The organism is Roseobacter weihaiensis (assembly GCF_020622345.1).
Taxonomy (GTDB): Bacteria; Pseudomonadota; Alphaproteobacteria; order Rhodobacterales; family Rhodobacteraceae; genus Roseobacter; species Roseobacter weihaiensis.
Genome location: NZ_JACNMO010000004.1, coordinates 184,793 through 207,945, shown reverse-complemented (window position 1 = coordinate 207,945; position 23,153 = coordinate 184,793). Strand labels below are relative to the sequence as shown.

Annotated in this window: 21 protein-coding genes; 4 read left to right on the top strand and 17 right to left on the bottom strand. The window is 60.6% G+C overall.

Annotated elements, in window-relative coordinates:
- Positions 1-176: 176 nt before the first annotated feature.
- A complete protein-coding gene (gene glpK, locus H7847_RS06650; RefSeq protein WP_227268611.1) occupies positions 177-1,664 on the bottom strand; it encodes a glycerol kinase GlpK in 1,488 nt (495 codons plus the stop codon).
- 15 nt (positions 1,665-1,679) lie between these two features.
- Positions 1,680-3,278 (bottom strand): glycerol-3-phosphate dehydrogenase, encoded by a 1,599-nt coding sequence (glpD, locus tag H7847_RS06645; protein ID WP_227268610.1) that lies wholly within the window; start codon positions 3,276-3,278, stop codon positions 1,680-1,682.
- 203 nt (positions 3,279-3,481) lie between these two features.
- Between glpD and H7847_RS06640 the strand changes: the two genes are divergently transcribed.
- Both H7847_RS06640 and H7847_RS06635 read left to right on the top strand, forming a co-directional pair.
- Entirely contained in the window at positions 3,482-4,243 is a 762-nt protein-coding gene (locus H7847_RS06640) for a DeoR/GlpR family DNA-binding transcription regulator (RefSeq protein ID WP_227268609.1), read from the top strand.
- Between the two features lie 252 nt (positions 4,244-4,495).
- Entirely contained in the window at positions 4,496-5,284 is a 789-nt protein-coding gene (locus H7847_RS06635; protein ID WP_227268608.1) for an alpha/beta fold hydrolase, read from the top strand.
- A gap of 106 nt (positions 5,285-5,390) precedes the next feature.
- Here H7847_RS06635 and H7847_RS06630 read toward each other — a convergent pair whose 3' ends face one another.
- The 12 genes from H7847_RS06630 to bhcA form a co-directional block, all read right to left on the bottom strand.
- Positions 5,391-6,167 carry a hypothetical protein gene (locus tag H7847_RS06630; RefSeq protein WP_227268607.1) on the bottom strand — a complete coding sequence of 259 codons (777 nt, stop codon included), beginning with the start codon at positions 6,165-6,167 and terminating at the stop codon, positions 5,391-5,393.
- 2 nt (positions 6,168-6,169) lie between these two features.
- A complete protein-coding gene (locus H7847_RS06625; protein WP_227268606.1) occupies positions 6,170-6,556 on the bottom strand; it encodes a hypothetical protein in 387 nt (128 codons plus the stop codon).
- A gap of 91 nt (positions 6,557-6,647) precedes the next feature.
- Positions 6,648-7,601, bottom strand: a complete 954-nt coding sequence (locus H7847_RS06620) for a dynamin family protein (protein ID WP_227268605.1) — start codon at positions 7,599-7,601, stop codon at positions 6,648-6,650.
- A complete protein-coding gene (locus H7847_RS06615; protein ID WP_227268604.1) occupies positions 7,598-9,661 on the bottom strand; it encodes a dynamin family protein in 2,064 nt (687 codons plus the stop codon). Before H7847_RS06615 ends, H7847_RS06620 begins: the two co-directional genes overlap by 4 nt.
- A 168-nt stretch (positions 9,662-9,829) precedes the next feature.
- Entirely contained in the window at positions 9,830-10,963 is a 1,134-nt protein-coding gene (locus tag H7847_RS06610; protein ID WP_227268603.1) for a P-loop NTPase family protein, read from the bottom strand.
- The gene (locus H7847_RS06605) at positions 10,953-11,798 is read right to left on the bottom strand and encodes a PP2C family protein-serine/threonine phosphatase (protein ID WP_227268602.1); all 846 of its coding nucleotides are present in this window, start codon (positions 11,796-11,798) and stop codon (positions 10,953-10,955) included. Before H7847_RS06605 ends, H7847_RS06610 begins: the two co-directional genes overlap by 11 nt.
- Complete coding sequence (locus H7847_RS06600; RefSeq protein WP_227268601.1) at positions 11,782-12,990, bottom strand: FHA domain-containing protein; 1,209 nt, start codon at positions 12,988-12,990, stop codon at positions 11,782-11,784. Before H7847_RS06600 ends, H7847_RS06605 begins: the two co-directional genes overlap by 17 nt.
- An 85-nt stretch (positions 12,991-13,075) precedes the next feature.
- A complete protein-coding gene (locus H7847_RS06595) occupies positions 13,076-14,620 on the bottom strand; it encodes a serine/threonine-protein kinase (protein WP_227268600.1) in 1,545 nt (514 codons plus the stop codon).
- Positions 14,621-14,881: 261 nt separating this feature from the next.
- Positions 14,882-15,859 carry an iminosuccinate reductase BhcD gene (bhcD, locus tag H7847_RS06590; RefSeq protein ID WP_227268599.1) on the bottom strand — a complete coding sequence of 326 codons (978 nt, stop codon included), beginning with the start codon at positions 15,857-15,859 and terminating at the stop codon, positions 14,882-14,884.
- Between the two features lie 81 nt (positions 15,860-15,940).
- A complete protein-coding gene (gene bhcC / locus H7847_RS06585; RefSeq protein ID WP_227268598.1) occupies positions 15,941-17,104 on the bottom strand; it encodes a 3-hydroxy-D-aspartate aldolase BhcC in 1,164 nt (387 codons plus the stop codon).
- Between the two features lie 12 nt (positions 17,105-17,116).
- Positions 17,117-18,088 carry a beta-hydroxyaspartate dehydratase BhcB gene (gene bhcB, locus H7847_RS06580; protein ID WP_227268597.1) on the bottom strand — a complete coding sequence of 324 codons (972 nt, stop codon included), beginning with the start codon at positions 18,086-18,088 and terminating at the stop codon, positions 17,117-17,119.
- 10 nt (positions 18,089-18,098) lie between these two features.
- The gene (gene bhcA / locus H7847_RS06575) at positions 18,099-19,289 is read right to left on the bottom strand and encodes an L-aspartate--glyoxylate aminotransferase BhcA (RefSeq protein WP_227268596.1); all 1,191 of its coding nucleotides are present in this window, start codon (positions 19,287-19,289) and stop codon (positions 18,099-18,101) included.
- A gap of 231 nt (positions 19,290-19,520) precedes the next feature.
- On the opposite strand from bhcA, the gene H7847_RS06570 reads away from it, so the two are divergent.
- Together H7847_RS06570 and H7847_RS06565 are read left to right on the top strand one after the other, a co-directional pair.
- On the top strand, positions 19,521-20,381 hold the full coding sequence (locus H7847_RS06570) for an IclR family transcriptional regulator (protein WP_227268595.1): 861 nt from the start codon (positions 19,521-19,523) through the stop codon (positions 20,379-20,381).
- Positions 20,382-20,476: 95 nt separating this feature from the next.
- A complete protein-coding gene (locus H7847_RS06565) occupies positions 20,477-21,148 on the top strand; it encodes a GntR family transcriptional regulator (RefSeq protein WP_227268594.1) in 672 nt (223 codons plus the stop codon).
- Positions 21,149-21,163: 15 nt separating this feature from the next.
- On the opposite strand, the gene H7847_RS26695 is transcribed toward H7847_RS06565, so the two are convergent.
- From H7847_RS26695 to fdh3B, 3 genes are all read right to left on the bottom strand, one after another.
- The gene (locus tag H7847_RS26695; protein ID WP_264479482.1) at positions 21,164-21,289 is read right to left on the bottom strand and encodes a hypothetical protein; all 126 of its coding nucleotides are present in this window, start codon (positions 21,287-21,289) and stop codon (positions 21,164-21,166) included.
- Positions 21,286-22,473, bottom strand: a complete 1,188-nt coding sequence (locus H7847_RS06560) for a formate dehydrogenase subunit gamma (RefSeq protein WP_227268593.1) — start codon at positions 22,471-22,473, stop codon at positions 21,286-21,288. Before H7847_RS06560 ends, H7847_RS26695 begins: the two co-directional genes overlap by 4 nt.
- Positions 22,474-22,557: 84 nt before the next feature.
- A complete protein-coding gene (gene fdh3B / locus H7847_RS06555) occupies positions 22,558-23,151 on the bottom strand; it encodes a formate dehydrogenase FDH3 subunit beta (RefSeq protein ID WP_227268592.1) in 594 nt (197 codons plus the stop codon).
- Between the last annotated feature and the right edge of the window lie 2 nt (positions 23,152-23,153).

Below are 23,153 nucleotides of genomic sequence, written 5' to 3'. Positions count from 1 at the left end.
TCGGGTCTCTGCCAAAATTGATCGATTTTAGCCGTTAGCGCTAACAAGCACAAAAGATAAAAAACATCAATGGGCGTTTTTCTCGCTCAAGACCTAGGCCAGTAAACCTTGAATATCCACCACTCTCTTGCTGCTCTGCGTTGAAAGGTCAGAACACCGCTCATTCATCGCGCGACCTAGAAGAGCAGCGTTGCCTCAACGGCCCGCTTCCAGGCCCGGTACTTCATATCCCGTGTCGCCTCCTCCATCTGCGGCGCAAAGGTCTTTTCCAAGGCCCAGCTTTTGGCAAAACCCGCCTGATCGGGATAAAGGCCCGCGCGCTGCCCCGCCAGCCAGGCCGCCCCAAGCGCTGTGGTTTCAAGCACTTCGGGACGGTCCACAGGGGCTGCGATGATATCCGAGAGAAACTGCATCGCCCAGTCGGAGGCCGACATCCCCCCGTCAACCCGCAGCGTCGCCCGCGCCCCGCTGCCCTGCCAGTCAGCGGTCATCGCTTCGAGCAGGTCGCGGGTCTGGTAGCCCACGCTTTCCAGGGCCGCCTTGGCAAATTCTTCCGGGCCCGAATTCCGGGTCAGACCAAAGATCGCCCCGCGGCATTCAGCATTCCAATAAGGGGCTCCCAGACCGACAAAGGCGGGCACCAGCACCACGTTCTGAGTAGGGTCGGCTTTCTCGGCCATGGGCTGGGTTTCGGAGGCATGACGGAGGATCTTGAGGCCATCGCGCAACCACTGCACCACCGCGCCGGCAACAAAGATGGAACCTTCCAAGGCGTAGGTCGGTCGGCCGTCAAGCTGATAGGCAATCGTGGTCAGCAGCCGGTTTTTGGAGGCCACGGCCGTGTCGCCGGTGTTCAACAGCGCAAAACACCCGGTGCCGTAGGTGGACTTCAGCATCCCCGGCTCAAAACAGGCCTGGCCGAGTGTTGCGGCCTGTTGATCGCCCGCAACCCCCAGGATCGGCACCGGGCGGCCAAAAAGATCCGCCCGCGTCATGCCGAAATCGGCAGCACAGTCCTTGACCTCGGGCAGCATGTCCTGGGGGATATCAAAGAGCGCGCAAATCGTGGCGCTCCACCGTCCTTTGTGGATATCATAAAGCATCGTGCGGGCGGCATTCGTGGCATCGGTGACATGCGCGGCACCGCCCGTCAGCTTCCAGATCAAAAAACTGTCAACGGTGCCAAAGAGCAGCTCGCCCCTGGCCGCCCGCGCCCGCGCGCCCTCGACGTTATCCAGGATCCACTTCAGCTTGGTGCCCGAGAAATAGGGGTCGGCCAACAACCCGGTGCGCGCCGAGATCACCTTGTCATGCCCGGCCTCCCGCAAGCTCCGGCAATAGTCGGCCGTGCGCCGATCCTGCCAGACAATCGCGTTGTAGATCGGCTGGCCTGTCGCTCTGTCCCAGACCACCACGGTTTCACGCTGGTTGGTAATGCCTATGGCCGTGATCGCCGCCGGGCCAAGACCCGCTTTTTCGATGGCGGCCCGGCAGGTTCCGGCGGTGGTGGCCCATAAATCAGCGGGATCATGCTCCACCCAACCGCTCTGCGGGAAATGCTGCGGAAACTCTTCCTGCGCTGTCGCGGTGATCTTCATATCGGCATCAAAAACGATGGCGCGCGATGACGTCGTGCCCTGATCTATGGCCAGAATATGGGTCATCCTGCCCTCCCCTTGTTATTCCGCGGCTTCGGGCCGACTTTCTGTGAGATGCGCGCGCATGAAAGCGTCCAGCGCGTCAACTTCCCTTGATGACATTCTGAGCCCCAGCTTGTTGCGCCGCCAGACAACATCCTCTGCCGTGCGCGCATATTCATACGCCATGAGCCATCGCACCTCGCGCGCGCTCAGACCATGACCGAAGCTTTGCCCCATCTCCTCGGGCGCCTGCGCCCCCGCCATGATGTTCCAAGCCTCTGTCCCGTACGCGCGGATCAACCTGCGGGTACAAAAATGCGACAGAAACGGAAAATCCTCACGCAACCGGGCAACCAGTGTCTCGTAGCCGTCGACGGCAAAATCGCCCCCCGGCAAGGCCACCCCTGCCGTCCAGTGGCCGGACGTACCGGGAAAGAAGGGTACAATCAGCGCCATCGCATCTTCGGCGAGCTTGCGGTAGGTGGTGATCTTGCCGCCAAAGACGTTCAGGATCGGCGCGCCGCCGGCCTTATCGACTTTCAGCGTATAGTCGCGGGTGGCCGCCGTGGCGCTGCTGGCCCCGTCATCATAAAGCGGCCGGACGCCGGAGTAGCTCCAGACCACATCCTCCGCACTGATCTCCTGCTTGAGATACTGGTTCACAAAGCCAATCAGATAGTCGCGCTCGGCGGGCGTGCACTCCGGCTTTGTGTTTGGATCGGAATGCTCCGCATCCGTTGTGCCGATCAGCGTGAAATCGGTCTCGTAGGGGATCGCGAAAATGATCCGCCCGTCCGTGCCTTGAAAGAAATAGCACTTTTCATGAGCAAAGAGCTTGCGTGTCACGATGTGGCTGCCACGGACCAGACGCACACCCTCGGTCGAATTGATGCGCACTTTCTGCTGAATAATATCGCCGACCCAGGGCCCGCCCGCGTTCACCAACATACGCGCCTTGACGTGTTTGACAGCCCCCGTGGCCTGATCCTCAAGGGTTATGGCCCAGTGGTCTTCGACCCGCGCCGCGGCGGTCACTTTCGTCCGCACCATGATCTTTGCCCCGCGCGCCTGCGCATCGCGTGCGTTCAGCACCACCAGACGCGCGTCTTCGACCCAGCAGTCCGAGTATTCAAAGGCTTTTTCAAATTTATCCACCAGCGGCGCACCTTCCGGGCCGTGGCGCAAATCAACCGTTTTGGTGCCGGGCAGAATTTTTCGCCCCCCCAGATTGTCATAGAGAAACAGTCCAAGGCGGATCAGCCAGGCCGGGCGGCGTCCCCTCATCCAGGGCATCACCAGGTTGAGGATCTTGGAGGTCGGCGTATCGCCCTCAAAGCGCATGTCCCGGTGATAGGGCAGCACGAACCGCATGGGCCAGCTGATATGCGGCATGGCTTTGAGCAACACTTCCCGCTCTGCCAAGGCGTGTCTGACCAGGTTGATCTCAAAATATTCCAGATAGCGCAGGCCACCATGGAAGAGTTTGGTCGAGGCGGAAGAGGTCGCGGAGGCAAGGTCATTCATCTCGGCCAGCGCGACACTCATACCGCGCCCCGCCGCATCGCGCGCGATACCGCAGCCATTGATGCCGCCGCCTATGATGAAAAGGTCAATGACCTCGGAACGCTCTGTCGACACGGATGCCCCCTGCACTTTCGTTCTCTTTGGTCGGTATCGCAGCAAAAGTGCGCTTTCAAGCGTTTATTTTCGGAAATTTTCGGTTTAGGACAGATGAGGTTGGCCGTCGTGCCGCAGGGATGAAGATGCTACCGGCAACCCGCAGCCCCGAAAACAGGGGCCTGCATGGCCGGGGACGATAAAACAAATAACGAGGGGCGCTCATGTCGCAAGGTTTCCGGCAGCCGGACATTCTCAAAATCGCGCGGCAGGACGGAAAGGTGACTGTCGAAAATCTGGCCGCGCATTTTGGCGTCACGCTTCAGACCATCCGGCGCGATCTTGCGGAGCTTGCAGAGGCAAACAAGCTCGAACGGGTTCATGGCGGGGCGATCCTTCCGTCCGGCACGACCAATATCGAATACCAGGAGCGGCGCAATCTGAACCAGACCGCAAAACAGGCCATCGCGCGCGCCTGTGCCCGGCATATCCCGGAGGGCAGCTCCGTGTTTCTCAACATCGGCACAAGTACCGAAGCCGTTGCGCGTCAATTGTTGCGCCACAGGGACCTGATGGTGGTCACCAACAACATGAACATCGCCAACATCCTTGCTGAAAAGCCCGATGGTCAGACGATTGTCACCGGGGGCAAGCTCCGGCGCGCGGATGGCGGTTTGGTCGGCACGGTCGCGATCGACACCATCCGGCAGTTCAAATTCGACATTGCTGTCATCGGATGCTCGGCAATGGATACCGATGGGGATCTGCTGGATTTCGACATTGAAGAGGTGGGGGTCAGCCAGACCATTCTCACCCAATCCCGCCAGGGATTTCTGGTCGCCGATGCCTCGAAATTCAACCGCACGGCACCTGCGCGGATCGCCTCGATGAAATCACTGTCGGCGGTATTTACCGACGCACCGGTACCGGGCGGTCTGGCGCGTCTGTGCCAGGAATGGAACACGGACGTGATTGTGACGACCTAGAGAGGCCCCGCCGACCGGGTGGCGAAATGTCGTATCAAATGGCGGGCAGGTTGGACTTTTCTGCCAGATCTTAGGCCTCCGGCAAAAACCGTGCCGGGATCCGCCGGCTGTGACTGTCAGGTTCGCGGGATGCTGCAGTGCCGCCATTAACCGGCAAGCTCTCCCTTGAGGTCCGGTCGCAGACTGCCTTAGATCAACGAGCAGGCGCGCTCTCACCTCTATCCTAGGGGAAAGGAGCCGATTGGAGGCAACATGTTTGACACGGGAAAGACCATCACCGCCGGCGATGCTGCGCTGTTTGTCTCGCAGGCGGGCAAGAGCGATGGGCCGCCCGTCATCTTGCTTCATGGCGGTTTGGGAAGCCGGGCCGATTTCGAGCCGCTGGCCCGGTACCTTGTATCCCGTTACCGGCTGATCGCGATCGACAGCCGCGGCCATGGCCGATCTGCCTTGGGGGACGCCACACTGACCTATCGCCAGTTGGCCGACGACATTGCGGCAGTTCTGGACCAGCTTGGGCTGAGCGAGGCCGGGATCATCGGCCACAGCGATGGTGGCATCGTTGCCCTGCGCCTTGCGGCCTCCCATAATGCACGGCCGCGTTTCGTCGTTGCCGTCGGGGCGCATTGGCAGTTGCCGGACGACAACCCGACCCGTGAGATTTATCGGGATGTCACTGCTCAGGAGTGGCGAGAGATGTTCGGGCGGCAAGTCAGGAGATATGAGGCTGAGAACCCCGATCCCGATTTCGCGCGACTGTTCGAGGCGACCAGGGCCATGTGGCTTGGCAAGGGGGATGACGCCTACCCAAACGATACGGTCCGCACCATTACCACCCCACTTCTGGTCGTTAACGGCGACGAGGACATTCTCGTCTCGCGTGCGCACGCCTTTGCGCTTGCCGAACGGGTCGAAGGCGCGCGACTGCTCAACCTGCCTTTCGCTTCGCACACTGTATTGCAGGATACGCCAACGGATGTTCTCCCTGCGCTGACCGGCTTCATCGACGGCAGTCAAGAAAAAGCAAGGCCGACCGGGTGACGGCGGAAAGGCCCGCTCAGAAGACCATGGTCAGGATTGCCCGACGTTTGCATCCAAAGAAGCCCGGTGGCTCTGGCTCCTTGAAGTCTGGCGGAGCTTTGTGGGGCTAGGTATGGTTGGGATTCGAAATATAGGCTTGCCACGCCCCGAAACAGCGAGAGACATCTTGCGCATCACAGAAGGCGCAGATCACAAACCCCTCTGTAGAGATCACCAGCAGGGCAGAATCCTCGCGCAGCCCGCCGTGCCAAAGCGTGACTGACGGGCCTGGATCAGGCAGCAACGAGGGGAGGATGCTGTCCGCTGCTGCGCAGAGATCATTCTGCCCCCACCGCACCAGCGCCTCCCGATCCGCATAGCAGGTCATCGCCCGCATGTTATTTTTGCCCTGCACCACCATATCCGCGAGACGTTTCGGCAGCTCTGCCGCGGTGTCCTGGGGTGCTTTCACATCCATCAGGTCCCGGACTGAAATCCCCTCGAACACAGCCGTGGCAGGGTCATCAGGGAGCGCGGATACCACATACACCTGGTCATCCGGGGGAATACAATCAGCCAGAAGGCGCATCAGTGGCTTTGCATCCTCCGCCGTCAAAACCCGTTTTACCACAGAAGCACAGCGTTTATCCTCTGATACCGGCGCATCAACGACCCGCAGCACGCGCCGCTCGCTAACATCGAGAGACAGCGTCGCGCCTGCGTCGGTTCGAAACGTCAGGGTTCGCCGCAGGACGGTCTCATTGATCTCGACCAGCATCGCCTCAAGCGCGCCGCCGCTCTGGACCAGCGCGCGGCCCAGTCTTGTCACCGTTTCAGGAGCCGCCGAAAACCCGGCAATGGCCCGCATGAACCGTGCTGTGTCATCATTTTCCCCGCGCGGCATCCCTACGCCTCCACCGTGAGCCGCAGCAGAGCCTCTGTCGCATCGGGCAAGAGCCGGTCCAAATCGGCCTCAGGGGTGAGGACAAGACAAAGCGCCTCCACCGCCGGGGCAGGCGCGCGCAAAAAACACCGAATGTCATGCGCCCCGGCCTGCAGCGCCATGGTCGGGCTGTTTCTTGCCCCCGCCCCAAGCACCTGCGCGACGGCGGAGGCCCCTTGTCCCAACAGACAGCTCTGCGCCGTCCGGCCCAGAGCATCAAGCTTTTCCTGGGCAGTCTTTTCGAGCGTACTGACGGCCAGAACCATGCCCGTAGAGAGATCGGCGAAGGCCACAACAAAGCACCCCGGATACCGGTGTCGCAGGGCAGCCAATTCTTCGCCAATTGTCACGCTATTCACCGTGTTCCGATATCACCACGCGCCTTCTCGTTTGACAGAGACCTCTGCCATAGCGTCAGAACATGTGTTTCGGGTTAACGGGTCAGGAGAACTTTGGCATGAAGGACAGCGGATCCTGCTGCGTGGTATCGCAATCAGGGGCCGCTTGGGGAGAGTCCCGGCGCGATTTGCGGGGTGAAACCGGCCTGCGCGGCACCACGGGTGCCCCTTCCGCCATTGGCGCATCCGGCGTCATGGGCGTTTCAGCCGCCTGCAAATGCCCCGAAGGATCAGCCGGGGACGCAAGCTGTGAACCGTCCTGGTCCTCATCCCCCGACAGACCGGTTTTGATCCGCTCGATCAGCGTCAGGAACGCTGTGACAAAGCGCTCTGCACCGCTTTCTTCCCAAAGTGCTTCGTCATCCTCAACCGCACCTGCCTGAAGAAGGGACATCATCACAACGCCGGAAAAGAGTGCGCCTGCCTGCGTTGTGACACGTCTGAGCACCTTGGCCTTGTCCTTTTCGGTCAACAGCATGTCGCTGCGCGTCAGCACCAAAAGTGAGTTGGCTTTAACGTCATCCTCGACGCTGTCCCAGACCGCGGCCTCGCTTTGGCGCCAGGCCTGTGTGGACGGGCTGCACCACAACACGCCATCCGCAAGCGGCATGATCCGCTGCCAGACCTCGCCCGACATATTCGGGTCAGAAATGCCCGGCATGTCAATGATATCGCAGCGCTTCAGGATTTCCTCTTCCCGGTAAAACCGGATGAAAGCGATGTCTTCGGGCGCATATCCTTGCCAGGCATCCAGATCGCAAGGGGTCTCATTCCCCTCCAGATCAACGATGACCGAGGGCCCCGATCCGTAGCTGATCCAGACCGGTGGCAGTTGCGTCGCCACCACCTGCACCGGCAGCGGATCGGTCCCAATCATCAGATTGGCCAGGGTGCTTTTTCCGGCGCTGAATTCCCCCATCAGGGCAATCCTTGGCAGGCGCGCGCCCTTGACTTCGTTCAAGAAAGCGAGCGGGGTAGCTGTTGCGGTATCTTTCATGACGTTGCGTACTCTTCCAGGGTCGCCAGCGTTTCCTCAAGCAGCACGCGACGGTCGCGCGGTGTATGTTTGGCGACGTATTTGCTCAGCTCTTCAGGGCTGGCCTGCTGCATGCGGTCGAGCGATGCAAAGACCGCAAGCTGCTCTTTGAGAAATGCGTCAAAGCGCGCGCAGGCGTTGTCTCTGACGGTCTGCGCCAGATCATCCCGGAGGTCCGCGATAACGGGGGTCGTCTCGGACTTGATAAGATCATAGAAACTTGACGCATAGGCCTTGTGCCCGCGCCGCTGCATCCACCATCGTTTCCACCATCCCCCGGTCAGGTCCAGCGCAATCGTGCGGCCGAGAGAAACCGGATCCGGCACCTGTGGCGCGCGGGGCAGGGCGATCCCGAAATCTCCAGCCGCCAGGGAAAACGCGCGGCCGTAGATGTCCGTGATCTCAGCTGCGGCGGCTTTCGTGGCCTGCTCAAAAGCGGATTGGCTCTTGCGCGCCAAAACCTTGTGGGACGCGCTGAGCAGGACCCGCAGCCCCGCCGGATCATAGCTCCAGGCCCCTTGCGCGCCGTAAAGGTCGAGATGCTCCACGAGCGAGGCGGTTGCCCGCTCCAGAAAGCTGTCCTGTACCCGTTCCATCCGTTCTGCAAAAGCCGCAAGCAACGCATCGAATTCGGAGGCAAGCGCGGCTTTGTGGCGGGCACAAAGCTGGTCCATCAGCTCATGCGCCTCTGCACTGGTCAGCGCGGTCGTCGTGCGCAGGCTGGCATCCATCGCCCCAATACGATCTGCCGCCGCCAGACCCGCAGCCAGGTTCTTTGCACTGGACCCGATACGTTGCAACGTGGCCGCACCGCTGCCCTGAACAATGCGCTCTGCAATCGCGTCCTGCAGCGCCGGCACGCCCGAGAGCCGCCATGTCGTGGCCGCATCGACCCCGGAGGGGGCCTCGGCGTCTGCCTGCATCAGGTTTTGCAACGCGCGGATGCTCGACGTCGGCAACGCTTCCAGGTGCGTCTGCAGGGCGTATGAGGCCCAAAGCGCGCTGCCAAAGATAACCTCCGCCTCTGCGGGACCTTTATGCTTTTTGAGGGTTTCGGAAATGCTTTGCGTGATCTGCGGGATTTGGGAAGCCGGGTCCGACAGCTCATCTATGCGGTTCACAAAGATGATGACATCCCTAGATTTAACATTTGAGATCAGACGGATAAGCGCCATATCAGTCGAGGACAGAGCCTGATGCGCCGACAGCACCACGACGCAGATGCGGCTGTCACGGATCGCGCGGATGGTGATCTGCTCACGCATCATGAAGGTGTCGTTCACGCCCGGTGTGTCCCGCAGGCAAAGCCGCATCGGCAGCCCGGCGCGTTGCATGTTGATGTCGGCGGACTTGGTGATGTCCGCGAATCTGCCCTGGGTGTCCGCGGCGGCGTCTTCGGTTTCGTCTAGGTCCTCGCCCAGGCAGACATATCGCTCGATCAGCTCTTTATCGAAGTATCCATAATCGCGTTGCTGACCCAGCATCACCTCAAACCTGCGCCCCAGCCGGACGCGCGATTTCTCCCGCATCGCGGCAACCTGCTCCTTGATCTTTTCAAGCTCCTCATCGGCCCCCGCCCGGCTGGCCAGCTCACCAATGCGCCCGCCCCCCGAGATCAGACGATCCCATTCGTCCTCATCAAAGAAGCGAAAGGAGGCGCTGTTCTCAAAACCGGGATCTTCGGGATGCAGATGCAGGGAGGTCACAACAGAAGTCCAGGGGTTCACATCCGCCGGCAACAGGTCCGGGGCGCCGATCAGCGCATTGACAAGGGAGGTCTTGCCGGACTTGATCTGGCCGATCATCGTGACCGAGGGCTCAAAGGTCTCAAGCTGCCGCATCATGCGCTCGGCGCGCCGCTCTGTGTTCTCATCGCCCAAGGACACCAGCGTCTCCAGAGCGGTCCTGAGCGCTGCGGCAGATTCTGCAAAGGTGCATAGTTTTTCCAGCCCGCCGCCCAGCATGTCCGCCTGCTCTGCGTCCTGAAAAACCCTCGGATCCGATAGGTTGAGAACGTTCATGCCGCCCGCCCCCTGACGCCAGCAGCGCGCACGGAATTGCCGCTTCGTTCCTTTGCCAAGATCAACATTCGCCACCCCAAAATTCCAATAGCCTGCAAGCAATCTGGGGGAGAATTGTGCCTCTATTATGGCTGGAGGCTGGCGCAAAAGCTGAGCCTCGTTAAAATTTTAATGAACTGCGAGGTACTCGAAATCCCGGCGCAACTGCAAAAGAATGCTCACCGCATCCGCCGCAGACCGGGTGTCATTTTCCATCGTCATCAGCATGATCTTGTCAGAGGCATCCTCGCAGACGGCACACCAGGGGGCGAGGTCGGCAAAATCCCCTGCCTGCTGTTGCATCACATCCACCAGATCCTCTGAAATCGTGCCGCAAAGCTCCAGCACTTCCGACAGGTCAGCGGGTGAGGCGTCAAAGCTCATTTCCGCCAGATCCAGCGCACGTTCCATGATTTTGTCTCGGGCGGTCGCATAGGGCCGGCGCGCGGCGGGATCAGCCGCAACCGACGCCAGATCCGCAGAGGCGGGAGCCGCCGCCAGGGCCTCCCCATGACGTTGTAAAAAGAGCATTGCACTATCCATATCTGCCCGGTGCCCGGAGGCGACCAGGTTGGCCACGGCCTCAATCAGAGCCTTGACGCCGCTGGCGGCGAGATCCGTTTCACTGACACCGGTGCCCGCATCGATCCTGGACATCAGACGGGGTGTCGTGGTTGGGAAGAGGCTGTGAAACTCCTCTGTCACAACGGCCTGCAGACCGGTGATGCGCGCTTCCAACAGGCCCTGACGGGCCAAAAGGTCCGCCTTTGTTAGAACCAGAAAACTGTGGTCCTTCAAGGCATCAGGCACCTGCGCCCAGAGGGTCGCCTCTGGCGGCGCAAAGCCTTCGGTACACCACAGGACGATATCCGCGACCTCGACCATCCGGGCCATCGCCCTGGGCCATGCTGCGGGGTCCTGCGGCAATGCGACGTCAACGAGTTGCACGCCCCCCAGAACCGCAGGCGTCAGTGGCAGCGTGATGCTGCGGCCCGGCCCGAAGCTCGATTGAACGCCAGCGGGGTGTGTAGAGAAGATGCGGGTGACCTCCTGCGCCCTGATCTCCGACCGCCGCCCGACGATGGCATCGCATATCGCGGATTTTCCAGCCCCCTTGGGACCCAGTAGACAAATCTTCACCCCCTGCGCCAACCGGTCCGCCAAGCCGCGCGCCTGATCGCGGGCCGCCTGCGACAACCGCTCATGTGTTGCCGCCGCAGCCAGCCGGTCGGCCAGTTCGGAGGCACCTGGATCATCCAACACAGCGGATACCCGATCGCCCCGCCGACTGCGCCCGAGCCTGATCGGCCTTGTCGTAGTCCTGAATCTTGATGATCGAAAAGGAAACATTGTCGAGATCCGGATCATCCAGCGCCATGACCCGCTGCAACAGATCATCGGCAATATCAGCACTTGGACTGGATCTGTTCCGCCGCAGGGCGGCTTCGATCTCTTCATTGCGCAGGAACTGCAGCCCGTCGCTGGCCACCAGCAGAATATCACCATCCTGCAAGTCGACAGGGGCGTCGGGGCAGTCGATCTTTGGCACATCCTCGCCGAACAGCACAGATGTCAGCGTGTTGCGATCAGGATGCTTTTCAGCCTCTTCCTTGCCCAGCAGGCCCGATTTGGCCATGAAGTCGATCTGCGGCGCCATGGAGTGGTCTTCGTTCAACTGGATCAGCGCGCCCGCGCGGAACAGAAAAAGCGGCGAATCCCCGATCGATATCCAGTAGAGATGCCGGTCGGCCACAACCGCCGCCACCAGGGTCGCCCCCATCCCGTGGGTCTCGGGATAGGCTTGAACATGACCTTTCAGGCAGGCATTGGCGGCCATCGCGGCCGCCCGCAAAGTGCCCGGCACGTCCCGTTCAAAACGGCTGGTCTCGCCGCGCTGAAACATCAGCTCGCTGAAGACCTCGGTGACCACGATCTTGCTGGCCACATCGCCTGCGGCATGACCGCCCATCCCATCCGCAAGAACAACCACCCCGACATCTGCGCCGCGGGCGAAATCGGTGATGATGGCATCTTCCTGGTAGTCGCGCTGCCCCTTGCTCAAGGCAGAGACTGCGTCAAATTCAAAGACCGGCTGCATCCGGACCCCCGGCCATGTTCCACTGAAAATCCGACCCACAAAGGGCCACAAACCGCAAGGTGGTCTCGCCGATGCGAATGAGATCGGCGTGGTGCAGTTCTTCGGTGCTGAGCACGGGGCGCGCATTGCGGCGGATGATATTGGATTTGCCGCCGTGGCCGATATAGAACTTGTTCTGCTCCTCGTCATAGGCGATGGCCGCGTGATTGTTGCGCGAGATGCTGTTGTCTCCGAAATCAAGCCGGATCACCTGATCTTCGCCCCGACCGATGACGGAGGCGCCTGCAAAAATGCTGAAGGAATGCCCCATCCCCGGCCCTTCGACAATGACAAGCCAGCCCACCGGAAACTTTTCGCGCTGCGCCGTTGCCGTCGCATCGGGGGCTTGCTCAAAGGGGTCGTTTTCGTCAGTCGGCGTGCGGTTAAAGCCCAAAAGCCTTGTCTTGACCCGGCCTGCCCTGCGGCCTGCGCGCCCCGTTGCAGGGGCTGGCAAGACATCAAGGCCCGCACGACGCGACAAATCAAGGACCGGCTCGTCCGCGGCGTCCTCCTCGGCATCCACCTCCGCCGGTGCGTTGGCCGGGCCGTCGGCCAAGGCCGCCATCTGTTCTTTGGCAAAAGCTGCGATGTTCAGGTCTTCTGCGGCAACCTCTTCCTCCGCGGCTTCCTCTGCAGATGCGAATGTCTCAGCGGCAAACTCCGCAGCGTCATGCGAACCTGTGGCGGCAGCCTCATCGCCTGCACCCGGATCAGCGTCCTCGGTCAGCTCGGGGCGATCTTCCTCTTCCACCTCTGGCGTCTTCGCCGCGAGAGCACGCCCAAGGCAGGCCACGATCTCGTCATCCGTTTGCCCGGGCCCATCTGCGGGGTCAAACGCGTCAGACGTCAGCTCCTCGTTGACAGGCTCATGCATCATGGCGGCCACATCACCCTCGGCCTCAAAAGGATCCTGGGCGAAAGCATCCTTCAGAGCCGCAAGGTCATCCTCATCATGGAGGTCATCTTCGCCGGGGTCGACCTCTTCCTCCGAGTGCTCCCGCCGCTCGAGCGCATGCTCAAAGGGGTCCAGCACCAGAGGCCCTGAGGCGTCGGGCGCATCCATAAAGTTGCTGCGCAGCGCCTCTTCCTCCAGAGCCTCCTCTTCGGTCGCGGGACGGGCCTGGTTCTGGAATACTTTTTTGAAGAGTGTCATTGATCTGCCTTTCTTATGGTTTGAAAGAAAGGGAATGCATCGTCACGCCCTTCCGGAAGTCTAAGGAGAGAGATTGCCTGTTTCATCAGCCGCCGATGCCTCGACGGACCGTGACGGGAGAGGCGCCGCTGTCGTTCCAGCCGCCAAACCCCTCGCCAAACGTCAGTAGGGGTTGCAGGGTCGCCTGTTGAACCTCTTCATATTGAAACAAGGTCTGGGCGTAGAAAAAATAAGCGCAGAAAACCACTGGCACGGTTGCAAAGCGCATGATGCGGCGGGGCGTGATGACGGGCGGTGGCGGGGCCTTTGGCGCCTTGGCGGCCTCAACTGCCTTTGAGGCGACCCGCAGATAGGGGCTTGGGGCGGGTGCCGGTGCCTCGGGGCGCACCTGATTGCCGCGATCCTCTGGGCGGGCTGTCTCCTCCAGATCCGCCGCGTGGGAGATCAGCGCGTCAGAAGCGTCACTGTCCGCCGGGGCCGGTCCGTCCAACACATCCTGTTGCGTAAGACTGTCCGCATCTGACGTTTGCGCCTCTTGCACGGGCAAAAACTCAGCCGACTGGGGCGCATCAGGGGCGGGGCCGGGTCGTTGACCCAGCCCATCCGTCGGGGAGCCATCGGGGCTGTCCTGAACGGATTTCACCAGCTTCATGACCGTCTGGTCGATGGATTTGTCCTGCTGCGCTGCCGCGCGGGCGATCTCAAGGCGCTTGTTGTGGTCGATCATCAGTGCCCAGTCTTCGGCGGACTGCAGCCGCTCTGCGGGCACGATGTTCATGCATCTGTCGATCGCCGACAGGAACGCGCCGTCATATTGTGGAAACCGCCCCAAAAGCGGCGCATAGAGATCCGGCTGGTTGCTGGCGAGGGCGGCAAGCCGGGCCTGGCTGTTGGGCGGCGCTGTGCCCGAGATCAGATGCGTCAGCGTGGCCGCCAGCGCGTAGAGGTCACTGCAGGGATGCTGCTGGCTGCCGGCCACGTAGAATTCCTGCGGGGAATAGCCGTCCTTGACCACCAGCATCGCGGAGAGCATGCGGCTTTTACGGCTCGCCTCTTCTCTGGCGGCTCCGAAATCGATCAACACGGGATGGCCTGACGGCTCGACCAGGATGTTGTCCGGCGAGATATCCCGGTGCAGCAAGTCCCGCGCATGTACATGGGCGATGGCGTCCAGCAGCTTGAGGGTCAGCGCACGCACGGCCTCGGGTCCGATCTGCGATGCGTCCTCTTCGATGATGTCGAGCAGGTCTTTGCCCTCGATCAGATCCAGCGCCATATAGGCCGTCTCATTGTCTTCAAAGACCTGATGCACCCCGACCACGCTGGGATGATCGAGCTTGGACAGCGCATGCGCCTCGCGGATGAACAGCTGCACGATGGAGCGAAAGTCATCGATGTAATTCTGTGTCCGGGCGCGCACGGTCTTTTTGACCCGGCTGCAGAACGCTTCGGGAAAGCATTCCTTGATGACCACTGTCCGATTGAGGCTGTCGCGCGCAAGATAGGTAATGCCAAAACCGCCACTGCTGAGGTAGCGCAGAATCTCGTACTGACCGCTCAACAGCTTGCTGCCGGGCGCCAGGGCATCCGCATTGATCTCCTGTCCCTCTTTTGCGTCGTCGTTGCTCACAGCCTGACCACTCATCCCATTCCGTTTGCGGCGCGTCATGCTGAGGGGTCGCTGACCTCTGCACGCACTCCGGGTCTTGAAAGGAAAAGGCTCAAATGCTGTGTCGAAAAGATGGCCAACAGAGGGAAGGCCCGTGCCTTGATCCCGTGTTTTTAGGAGAAGTTTAAGGAAATCCGGTCAAAAACCGGCCGTTTGGACACAAAAACCGTCCAGGACGCGACCCCCGGACGGTTCATTTGGAAAACGCCTCTTTCCCTCGGATCAGAGGGCGACGCGGGTGGCTTTGCCCTGCTTTTCCGCTTCGCGCGCGGCCACGGAGGCCACCGCCAGATCCTGCAAGCCAACACCGGTCCCGTCAAAGAGGGTGATCTCTTCCGGGCTGCTGCGTCCGGCATGATCGCCATTGATGACGGCCCCGATGGGCGTAATGTCTGTGCTCTTCAGAAGGCCCTGCTCTGTAGCATGCTGGGCTTCGCCGATTGTCGTGGACTGGCTGATCTCATCCGCAAAGACCCGCGCGCTGGCCAGCAAGGCAGGATCTACCTCTTGCTTGCCCTTGGTATCGGTTCCCATGCAGGCGAGATGCGTGCCGGGTTTGATCCAATCCTTCATCAGCAAGGGTTCAAAGGCCGAAGTAATGGTGATGATGACATCCGCCTGTGCTCCCAGCTCCTGCGGGCTGACCGCCTCAAAGCCCACCCCAAGCTCTTCGGCAACCGCGGCAAGGCGCGGCAGCATTTCGGGATGCGGGTTCCAGGCCACCACCTTTTCAAAATCACGCTGCCGGGCCGCGGCCCTCAACTGGAAGGTCGACTGATGCCCGGCCCCCACCATGCCCAGCACCCGGGCGTCCTTGCGCGCCAGATGCGCAATGGAGACCGAGGAGGAGGCCGCCGTGCGCACCGCTGTCAGGTAATTGCCCCCCACCAGCGCCTGCAACATGCCGGTATCGGGATCAAAGAGAAAAATCGTGGACTGGTGGTTGGTCAGCCCCTTGTCCATATTGCCGGGCCAATACCCCCCGGATTTCACGCCCAGCGTCTTGCCCGCCTTGTCAAAGCCGGATTTGAAGCCATAAAGCGCATCCGCATAGCCAATCGCCTCTCTGATCACCGGGAAATTATAGGCATCGCCCTTCGCCATCGCGCCAAAAACCGCCTCCACGGCGGTGAATGCATCCGCGCTGCTGACGACTTCGGCGCATATTTCTTCGCTGACGATCAGTAATCCTTCTGACATCGGGTCTTCCTGTCTTGAGCCTTGCATGTGAAACGCGCCCGGAGGGTCCGGACGCACCTTTTTTGATCCCTCGCCGGGGGCTCAATACGCCTTGCCGCGCGCGGACACCGGCCAGAGCGTTTCCACCTTGCCGTCCCGTACGCCCACGTACCAATCATGCACATTGCAGGTCGGGTCACAGTGGCCGGGCACCAGTTTGAGCTTGTCATTGACCTTGAGCACGCCGCCCGGATCGGCCACGACACCGTGCTCGTCCGAACACTTGATGTATTCGACATCCTGACGGCCAAAGATCACCGGCAGACCACTGTCGACCGACTGTGCCTTGAGGCCTGCATCGACGATGGCTTTGTCCGCCTTGGCGTGGCTCATCACCGAGGTCAGAATAAAGAGCGCGTTTTCCCATTCCCCCTGATCGATCCGGTTGCCGTTCTCATCCAGAATGCGCCCGTAATCCGCATCCATGAAAGCGTAAGAGCCGCACTGCAATTCGTTGTAAACGCCTGAATTCCCCTCAAAGTAATAAGATCCGGTGCCGCCGCCGCCGACGATATCGCACTCCATACCTTCGGTTTTCAGTGTGTCCACGGCGTCTTTGACCTGCGCCACCGCGATGTCGATCTTGGCCTTGCGGTCCGCGTAGCTGTCCATGTGCTGCATCGCGCCCTGATAGGCCTGGATACCGGCGAACTTCAGACCCTCCGCCGCGTCGATGGCCTTGGCAATTTCGACCACTTCCGGGGTGGTCGTCACACCGCAGCGACCCGCCCCGCAGTCGATCTCCACCAGGCATTCAATCTGGGTTCCGTGACGTGTCGCAGCCTCTGAAAGGTCCGCCACATTCTCGATGTCATCCACGCAACAGATCGCGCGCGCCCCCAGTTTGGGCAACCGCGCCAGACGGTCGATCTTTTCCGGCTGCCGCACCTGATTGGAGACCAGCACATCCTTGATACCGCCACGGGCAAAGACCTCGGCCTCCGACACTTTCTGGCAGCACACCCCACAAGACCCGCCAAGACTTTCCTGCAACAGGGCCACATCGACGGATTTGTGCATCTTGCCGTGGACCCGGTGACGCATGCCATGCGCCTTGGCCCAGTCGCCCATCTTCTTGATATTGCGTTCCAGCGCATCGAGGTCGAGCACTAGGCAGGGCGTCTGGATATCCGCTTCCTCCATGCCGATCGCGGCGGGGATATCATAGCCAACTTCATAGTCTTCAAAGTTTACTTGCTTGTTCATGTCCGTTTCTCCTCAGTCCAGTGTCCAGGGCAGTTTATCCAAATCCACGTTGCCACCCGTGATGACGACCCCCACGCGCTTGCCCCGAAAGACCTCCGGGTTGCGCAGAATGGCGGCCATCGGCACGGCACAGCTTGGCTCCATCACGATCTTCATCCGCTCCCAGGTCAGCTTCATCGCGTCGATGATCTCCTGCTCCGAGGCGGTCAGCACATCGGTCACGAAATGTGACACGAAGTGCCAGGTGTTCTCTTTCAGCGGCACCTTCAAGCCATCCGCAACAGTCACCGGCGCGTCGTCGGCAATGATGTGGCCCGCCCTGAAAGAGCGCGCGGCATCATCCGCCTGATCCGGTTCCGCCGCATAGATCTGCATCTGTGGCGCGAGGTTTGAAAGCGTCAGACAGGTGCCCGAGATCATACCGCCACCCCCGATGGGCGCAATCACCGCGTCCATATTCTCAATCTGGCTCAACATTTCCAGCGAACAGGTGGCCTGCCCGCAGATCACACGCGGATCGTTGTAGGGATGCACGAACTCCGCACCTGTTTCGGCCTGCACCTCGGCAAAGACGGCTTCTCGGCTCGTGGTCGACGGCTCGCATTCGGTGATTATGCCGCCATAGCCGCGCACCGCCGCCTTCTTTGCCTCGGGCGCTGTGCGGGGCATCACCACATGGCAGGGGATACCGCGCCGCCCCGCCGCATAGCTCAGCGACAGCGCGTGGTTGCCCGAAGAATGCGTCGCCACCCCCTTGGCGGCCATCTCGTCGCTGAGCCCGAAGACTGCATTTGACGCCCCGCGCACCTTGAACGCCCCGGCCTTCTGGAAATTCTCGCATTTGAAGAACAACTCGGCCCCCGTCAGGTCATTGAAATACTCCGACGTCAGGATCGGTGTCTCATGAATATAGGGCTTGATCCGCGCATGCGCGGCACGCACATGCTCAATGGTGAGATCGGGGCCGGTCATGGTATCCAACATCTCTGCCTCCTTATGCTGCGGTCTTGATAGCGGCACCCTGCCCCCTTCGGAAGTACTCCTGGGCGGCGGCCACACCCGTGCCCAGTTCGACCGGGTAGTCCAGATCGGCCATCGCCATCTCCATCGTCGCCAAACCCGACAGCACCATCACATCCGTGAGACTGCCAAGGTGACCGATGCGGAAGGCCTTGCCGTGCATCTCCCCCAGACCGACGCCGAAGGATACCCCGTAATGGTCAAACGCCTGCTGCGTCAGCGCATTGCTGTCGAGTCCCTTGGGGGTATAAATGGCGCTCACCGTGTCGGAGTAAAGCTCCGGGCTTTGCGCAACGAGGCGCAGCCCCCAGGCATCGACGGCGCGCCGCACCCCCTCGGCGAGACGGGAATGACGGGCGTAGACATTCTCCAACCCCTCCTCAAACAGCATGTTCAGGCTTTCGCGCAGACCATAGATCAGTTGCAATGGCGGGGTGTAGGGGAAGCCCCCGGACACATTGGCCGCCATCATGTCTTTGAAATCAAAGAACGTGCGGGGCAGCGTGGCCGTTTCCATCGCGGCGAGTGCCTTGGGGCTGACCCCGAGGATCGCCATGCCGGTAGCCAGCATAAACCCCTTTTGCGACCCGGACACGGCAATATCCACGCCCCAACCGTCCATGTCGAAGGGCATGGAGGCCAGAGAACTCACGCAATCGACAAACAAGAGCGCCGGGTGGCTGGCCGCATTCATTGCCGCGCGGACCTCTGCGATATCGGATTTGACGCCGGTGGCTGTCTCGTTGTGGGTCACCAGGACCGCCTTGATCTTGTGCGTGGTATCTGCAGAAAGCGCTGCCTCGAACTTGTCGGCGGGCGCTCCGGAGCCCCAGGGGCATTCGATGATCTCAACCTCCAGACCATGACGCTGACACAGGTCAATCCAACGATGGCTGAAGGTGCCATAGCGCGCCACCAGCACCCTGTCACCAGGGCTGAGCGTGTTGCACACAGCGGCCTCCCACCCGCCGGTACCGCTCGCCGGAAACGTTATGACTGTCCCATCCTTGGTGCCAAAGACCTTTTTCGTGTCTTCCAGTACCGGGGCGAAAGTCTCGACAAAATCAGGCGCACGATGGTCACGCGTCTGGACCTGCATGGCCGACCTCAAACGGTCGGGGATGTTTGTTGGTCCGGGAATAAAGACTGGGTTTTGATCTGACATACCGAATTCCTCCTGATCTCTGACGCTCAACTTACAGGGATTGGGGGAGGGTTGCAATTTTTTCAAAAAATATTTTCATTATAAAAATTAAAATTTCAATACACTGTTTTTATGATATTTTTATGTTTTCAATTCTATATTTTTGAAAATATTTGAAATTAATTTCCAATTACATTGGACAAAATTCCCGATTGCAATAAATGGACAGCCAACCGAGGAGAAATGGGCTGAATGAACACTGTAAAACGCCAAAGAGGCCGTCCGAAATCGCAGTTCAAGGAAAGCTCGGCCGGCACGATGCAGTCGCTGGACCGCGCCTTGGGCGTTCTGGAAGGGATCGCGCGCAGCGGTCAGGCGACATTGACGGACCTTTCCTTGTCCTTGGGCGTCCCGACCGCAACGACCCATCGCATTCTGACAACCCTGCAAAAGCACGGCTTCGTCTCCTTCAACGAGGAACGGCAGGACTGGAGCATCGGCCTTGAGGCCTACCGCATTGGCGTGGCATTCATGAACCAGACCAGCCTGGCGGAGGTCAGCCGCCCGGTCATGCGCCAGCTGATGGAGAAAACCGGTGAAACGGCCAATCTGGCCATCCCGGACGGGGCCGAGGTTGTCTTTGTCGGTCAGGTGGAAACGCTCAACCCGATCCGCGCGTTTTTCGCGCGTGGCACGCGAACGTCCATGCATGCCTCAGGCATCGGCAAGGCGATACTGTCGTCACTGCAAGAAGCGGAGGTGCGGCGGCTTTTGATGGCGTCAGGGCTGGTGGCCTTTACAGAGAATACGCTGACCACGCCCGCTGATCTTTTCGAGGATCTGCAGCGCACCAGAGTACGCGGGTATTCCTTTGACAGCGAAGAGCGGTATATCGGCATGTCCTGCATTGGCAGTGCAATTTACGACGAGCATCAGGAAGCCTGCGGCGGGGTGTCGATTTCGGGACCAAATACGCGTTTTGATGCGCTGCATGTCCCCGAACTTGGCGCGATGGTTGCCGAAGCCGCTGCAGAGATTACCCAGCTTATCGGTGGCAGGCCCCCAAGAGCGGATCAGACCGACCCATCCGATTTCGCTGGTGGGGTTGTTTGACAGATGGGCAGACCGGCCGCTGTTTCAACCGCTTTCCGACATCAAAACGGCCGGGCCGCTGAACACCCGCCCGGCCAAGAAACGAGGTTGATCTGATGGAAACCAGACAAGCAGAGCGTATTGCCGATGTCCTCGAGGAGATGGTGTTCACCGGCCAGTTCCACGAAGGTCAACGACTGGATGAAGCCCGCCTTGCCGCCAGGTTTGGGGTATCGCGCACCCCCATCCGCGAAGCGCTGCAACGCCTGGTCGCGGTGAAATTGGCCGAACAGGTCCCGCGTCGGGGGGTGTTTGTGCAACGGCCTGGCGTCACGAGCGTCATCGAGATGTTCGAGACGATGGCCGAGATCGAAGGCATCTGCGGTAGACTGGCCGCGGAGCGTATGCCACCGGAAGGTCTAAGGCTGCTCAAGGACATCAATGCGCGCTGCACCCAAGCCCTGGCCGTGGAGGATGCCGCCGGCTACGCCCACCACAACGAGGCCTTCCACCAACAGCTCTACCGCCTCAGCGGAAACACCTTTTTGGAGGATCAGGCACGCGCGCTCTACGCCCGTCTGAAACCCTTCCGGCGGATCCAGTTTCAGTTGCGGGGCCGCATGGCTGCCTCTGCCGATGAGCACACGGCGCTGTTGCGGGCTTTGGGCACAGGTGACACCAATCTTACGGTGGCGATCCTGCGGCAGCACATCGGCACGCAGGGGGCGCGTTTCTTTGAGCAGATGAACCGGTTGACCCATGATCCGGATGTCCGGATCGCAAGCTAGCCTGCCCGATCTCTGTCAATCCAGACGGACAGCGTTACCACTGGTCTGTTCCGCGGATGAAAAACCAACCTCATGCAGGGCGAAGCTTGCTCCAACAGAAATCAGGGCCATGGCGGCGAAGGCAAGAACAATCTCCTTCATGCCGAATTCCCCGCCTGCGCCTCTTTCGCTTTGACCTCTTCCACCCAAAGGCTGTGGTGCTCGCGCGCCCACTGCTCTTCAACTTCACCGCTGCCCATGGCGTCATAGGCCCCCTCCATCCCGACGGAGCCGATGTAGATATGAGCGATCACAATCGCAAAGAGCACGAAGCTCACAATCGCATGCCAGAGCTGCGCGTATTGCATCTCGGTGTGCGGTGCGAGGTCGGTATTGAGTTCGCCCAGGCCTATAAGTTGCGGAATTCCGAATTGATTGAGTTTCTCGAATGTCGCTGCGAACATCGGCAACTCGAAGGGGAAGAGCAGCGACAGACCAGAAGCCGAGATCGATCCACCGAGGATAATGACAGACCAGAAGATGAATTTCTGACCTGCGTTGAATTTCTTGGCCGGGGGGTGGCCGCCGCCAAAGATACCGCCGCCCTTCAGCAGCCAGTTGATATCCGTGCGGTCTGGCAGGTTGTGAACAACCCAGAAGAAGAAGATCAAAACGATGGCCAGCATGAAGGCCCAGGAGACGTTGTTATGAATCCATTTCGCGCCAATTGCGATTGCCGAGAAACCATCCGGGCCCAGGGCCGGAATCAGGAATTGCCGCCCCAGCAGTGAAATAATGCCCGTCAGGCCCAGCAGAATGAACGACCCGGCCAAAAGCCAATGGGCGAAACGCTCGATGGAGGTGAAGCGCAGGATCGTACGCCCCGTTCTCTCGCCGTCGATACGAATGCGGCCCCGGATCAGATAGAACAGGACAAGCAGCCCAATCATGCCAAGCACCAGACCGAACCCATAGGTCGTCAGTGGCCCTTCGCGGAACTGCACCCACCACATACCGGTGTCCTGGATCAGAACAGTGGCCGCAGGATGCTGGATCTGGGTTGTTACATCGGCGCTGTCAAACCGCAGCGCGCGCCACAGATCGGGATCCGACGCCCCCCCGCGTGCGCCCAACTGCTCGGTTGTGGCGGCTGCAGCGGCGGCCTCGCCGTTCAGCTCGCTGCGAAATGCATTGTCCACCGCAAGCCCCTGCTGACGCTCCATGATGTCTTCGAGCGTCTGGGCCCCACCGGTGGCGGACCGGTCACGCGGGGCCTCCGCCTCTTGCGCGGAAGCGGCCAGCGCACAGCTCAGAGAGAGAAAGAAAGCACAGATCAAGCGCAACATGTTTTCAGATCCTGTCAAAGAGACGTCCTGAGCAGCCCGTCAGAGCTGCCCGGACAGTTTGCCAAGTTCAAGGGGAGGTTGGAATCAACCGCCCTTCTGGTCGTAGGCCGTACCCCAGCCCCAGGCACCGGAGCCAAAGCCCCGGGCCACCACACGCTCCCGGTAGATATCCGAGACCGTGTCGCCGTCCCCGGCGAGCAGCGCCTTGGTGGCGCACATCTCGGCGCAGATCGGCAGCTTGCCTTCGGCGATCCGGTTGCGACCGTACTTCTGGAACTCGGCGGTGGAGTGGTTTTCTTCGGGGCCCCCGGCGCAGAAGGTACATTTGTCCATCTTGCCCCGGCTGCCAAAGTTGCCAGCCTGCGGGAACTGGGGCGCGCCGAAGGGGCAGGCGTAAAAGCAGTACCCGCATCCGATGCACAGATCCTTGGAATGCAGGACAATCCCCTCTTCGTTCTGGTAGAAACAATCCACCGGGCAAACCGCCATGCAGGGCGCATCTGAGCAGTGCATGCACGCCACGGAGATCGACCGCTCCCCCGGCTTGCCGTCATTGATGGTGACGACCTTCCGGCGGTTGATGCCCCAAGGCACTTCATGTTCGTTTTTACAGGCCGTCACGCAGGCGTTGCACTCAATGCAGCGTTCAGCGTCGACGAGAAACTTTGCTCTTGCCATGT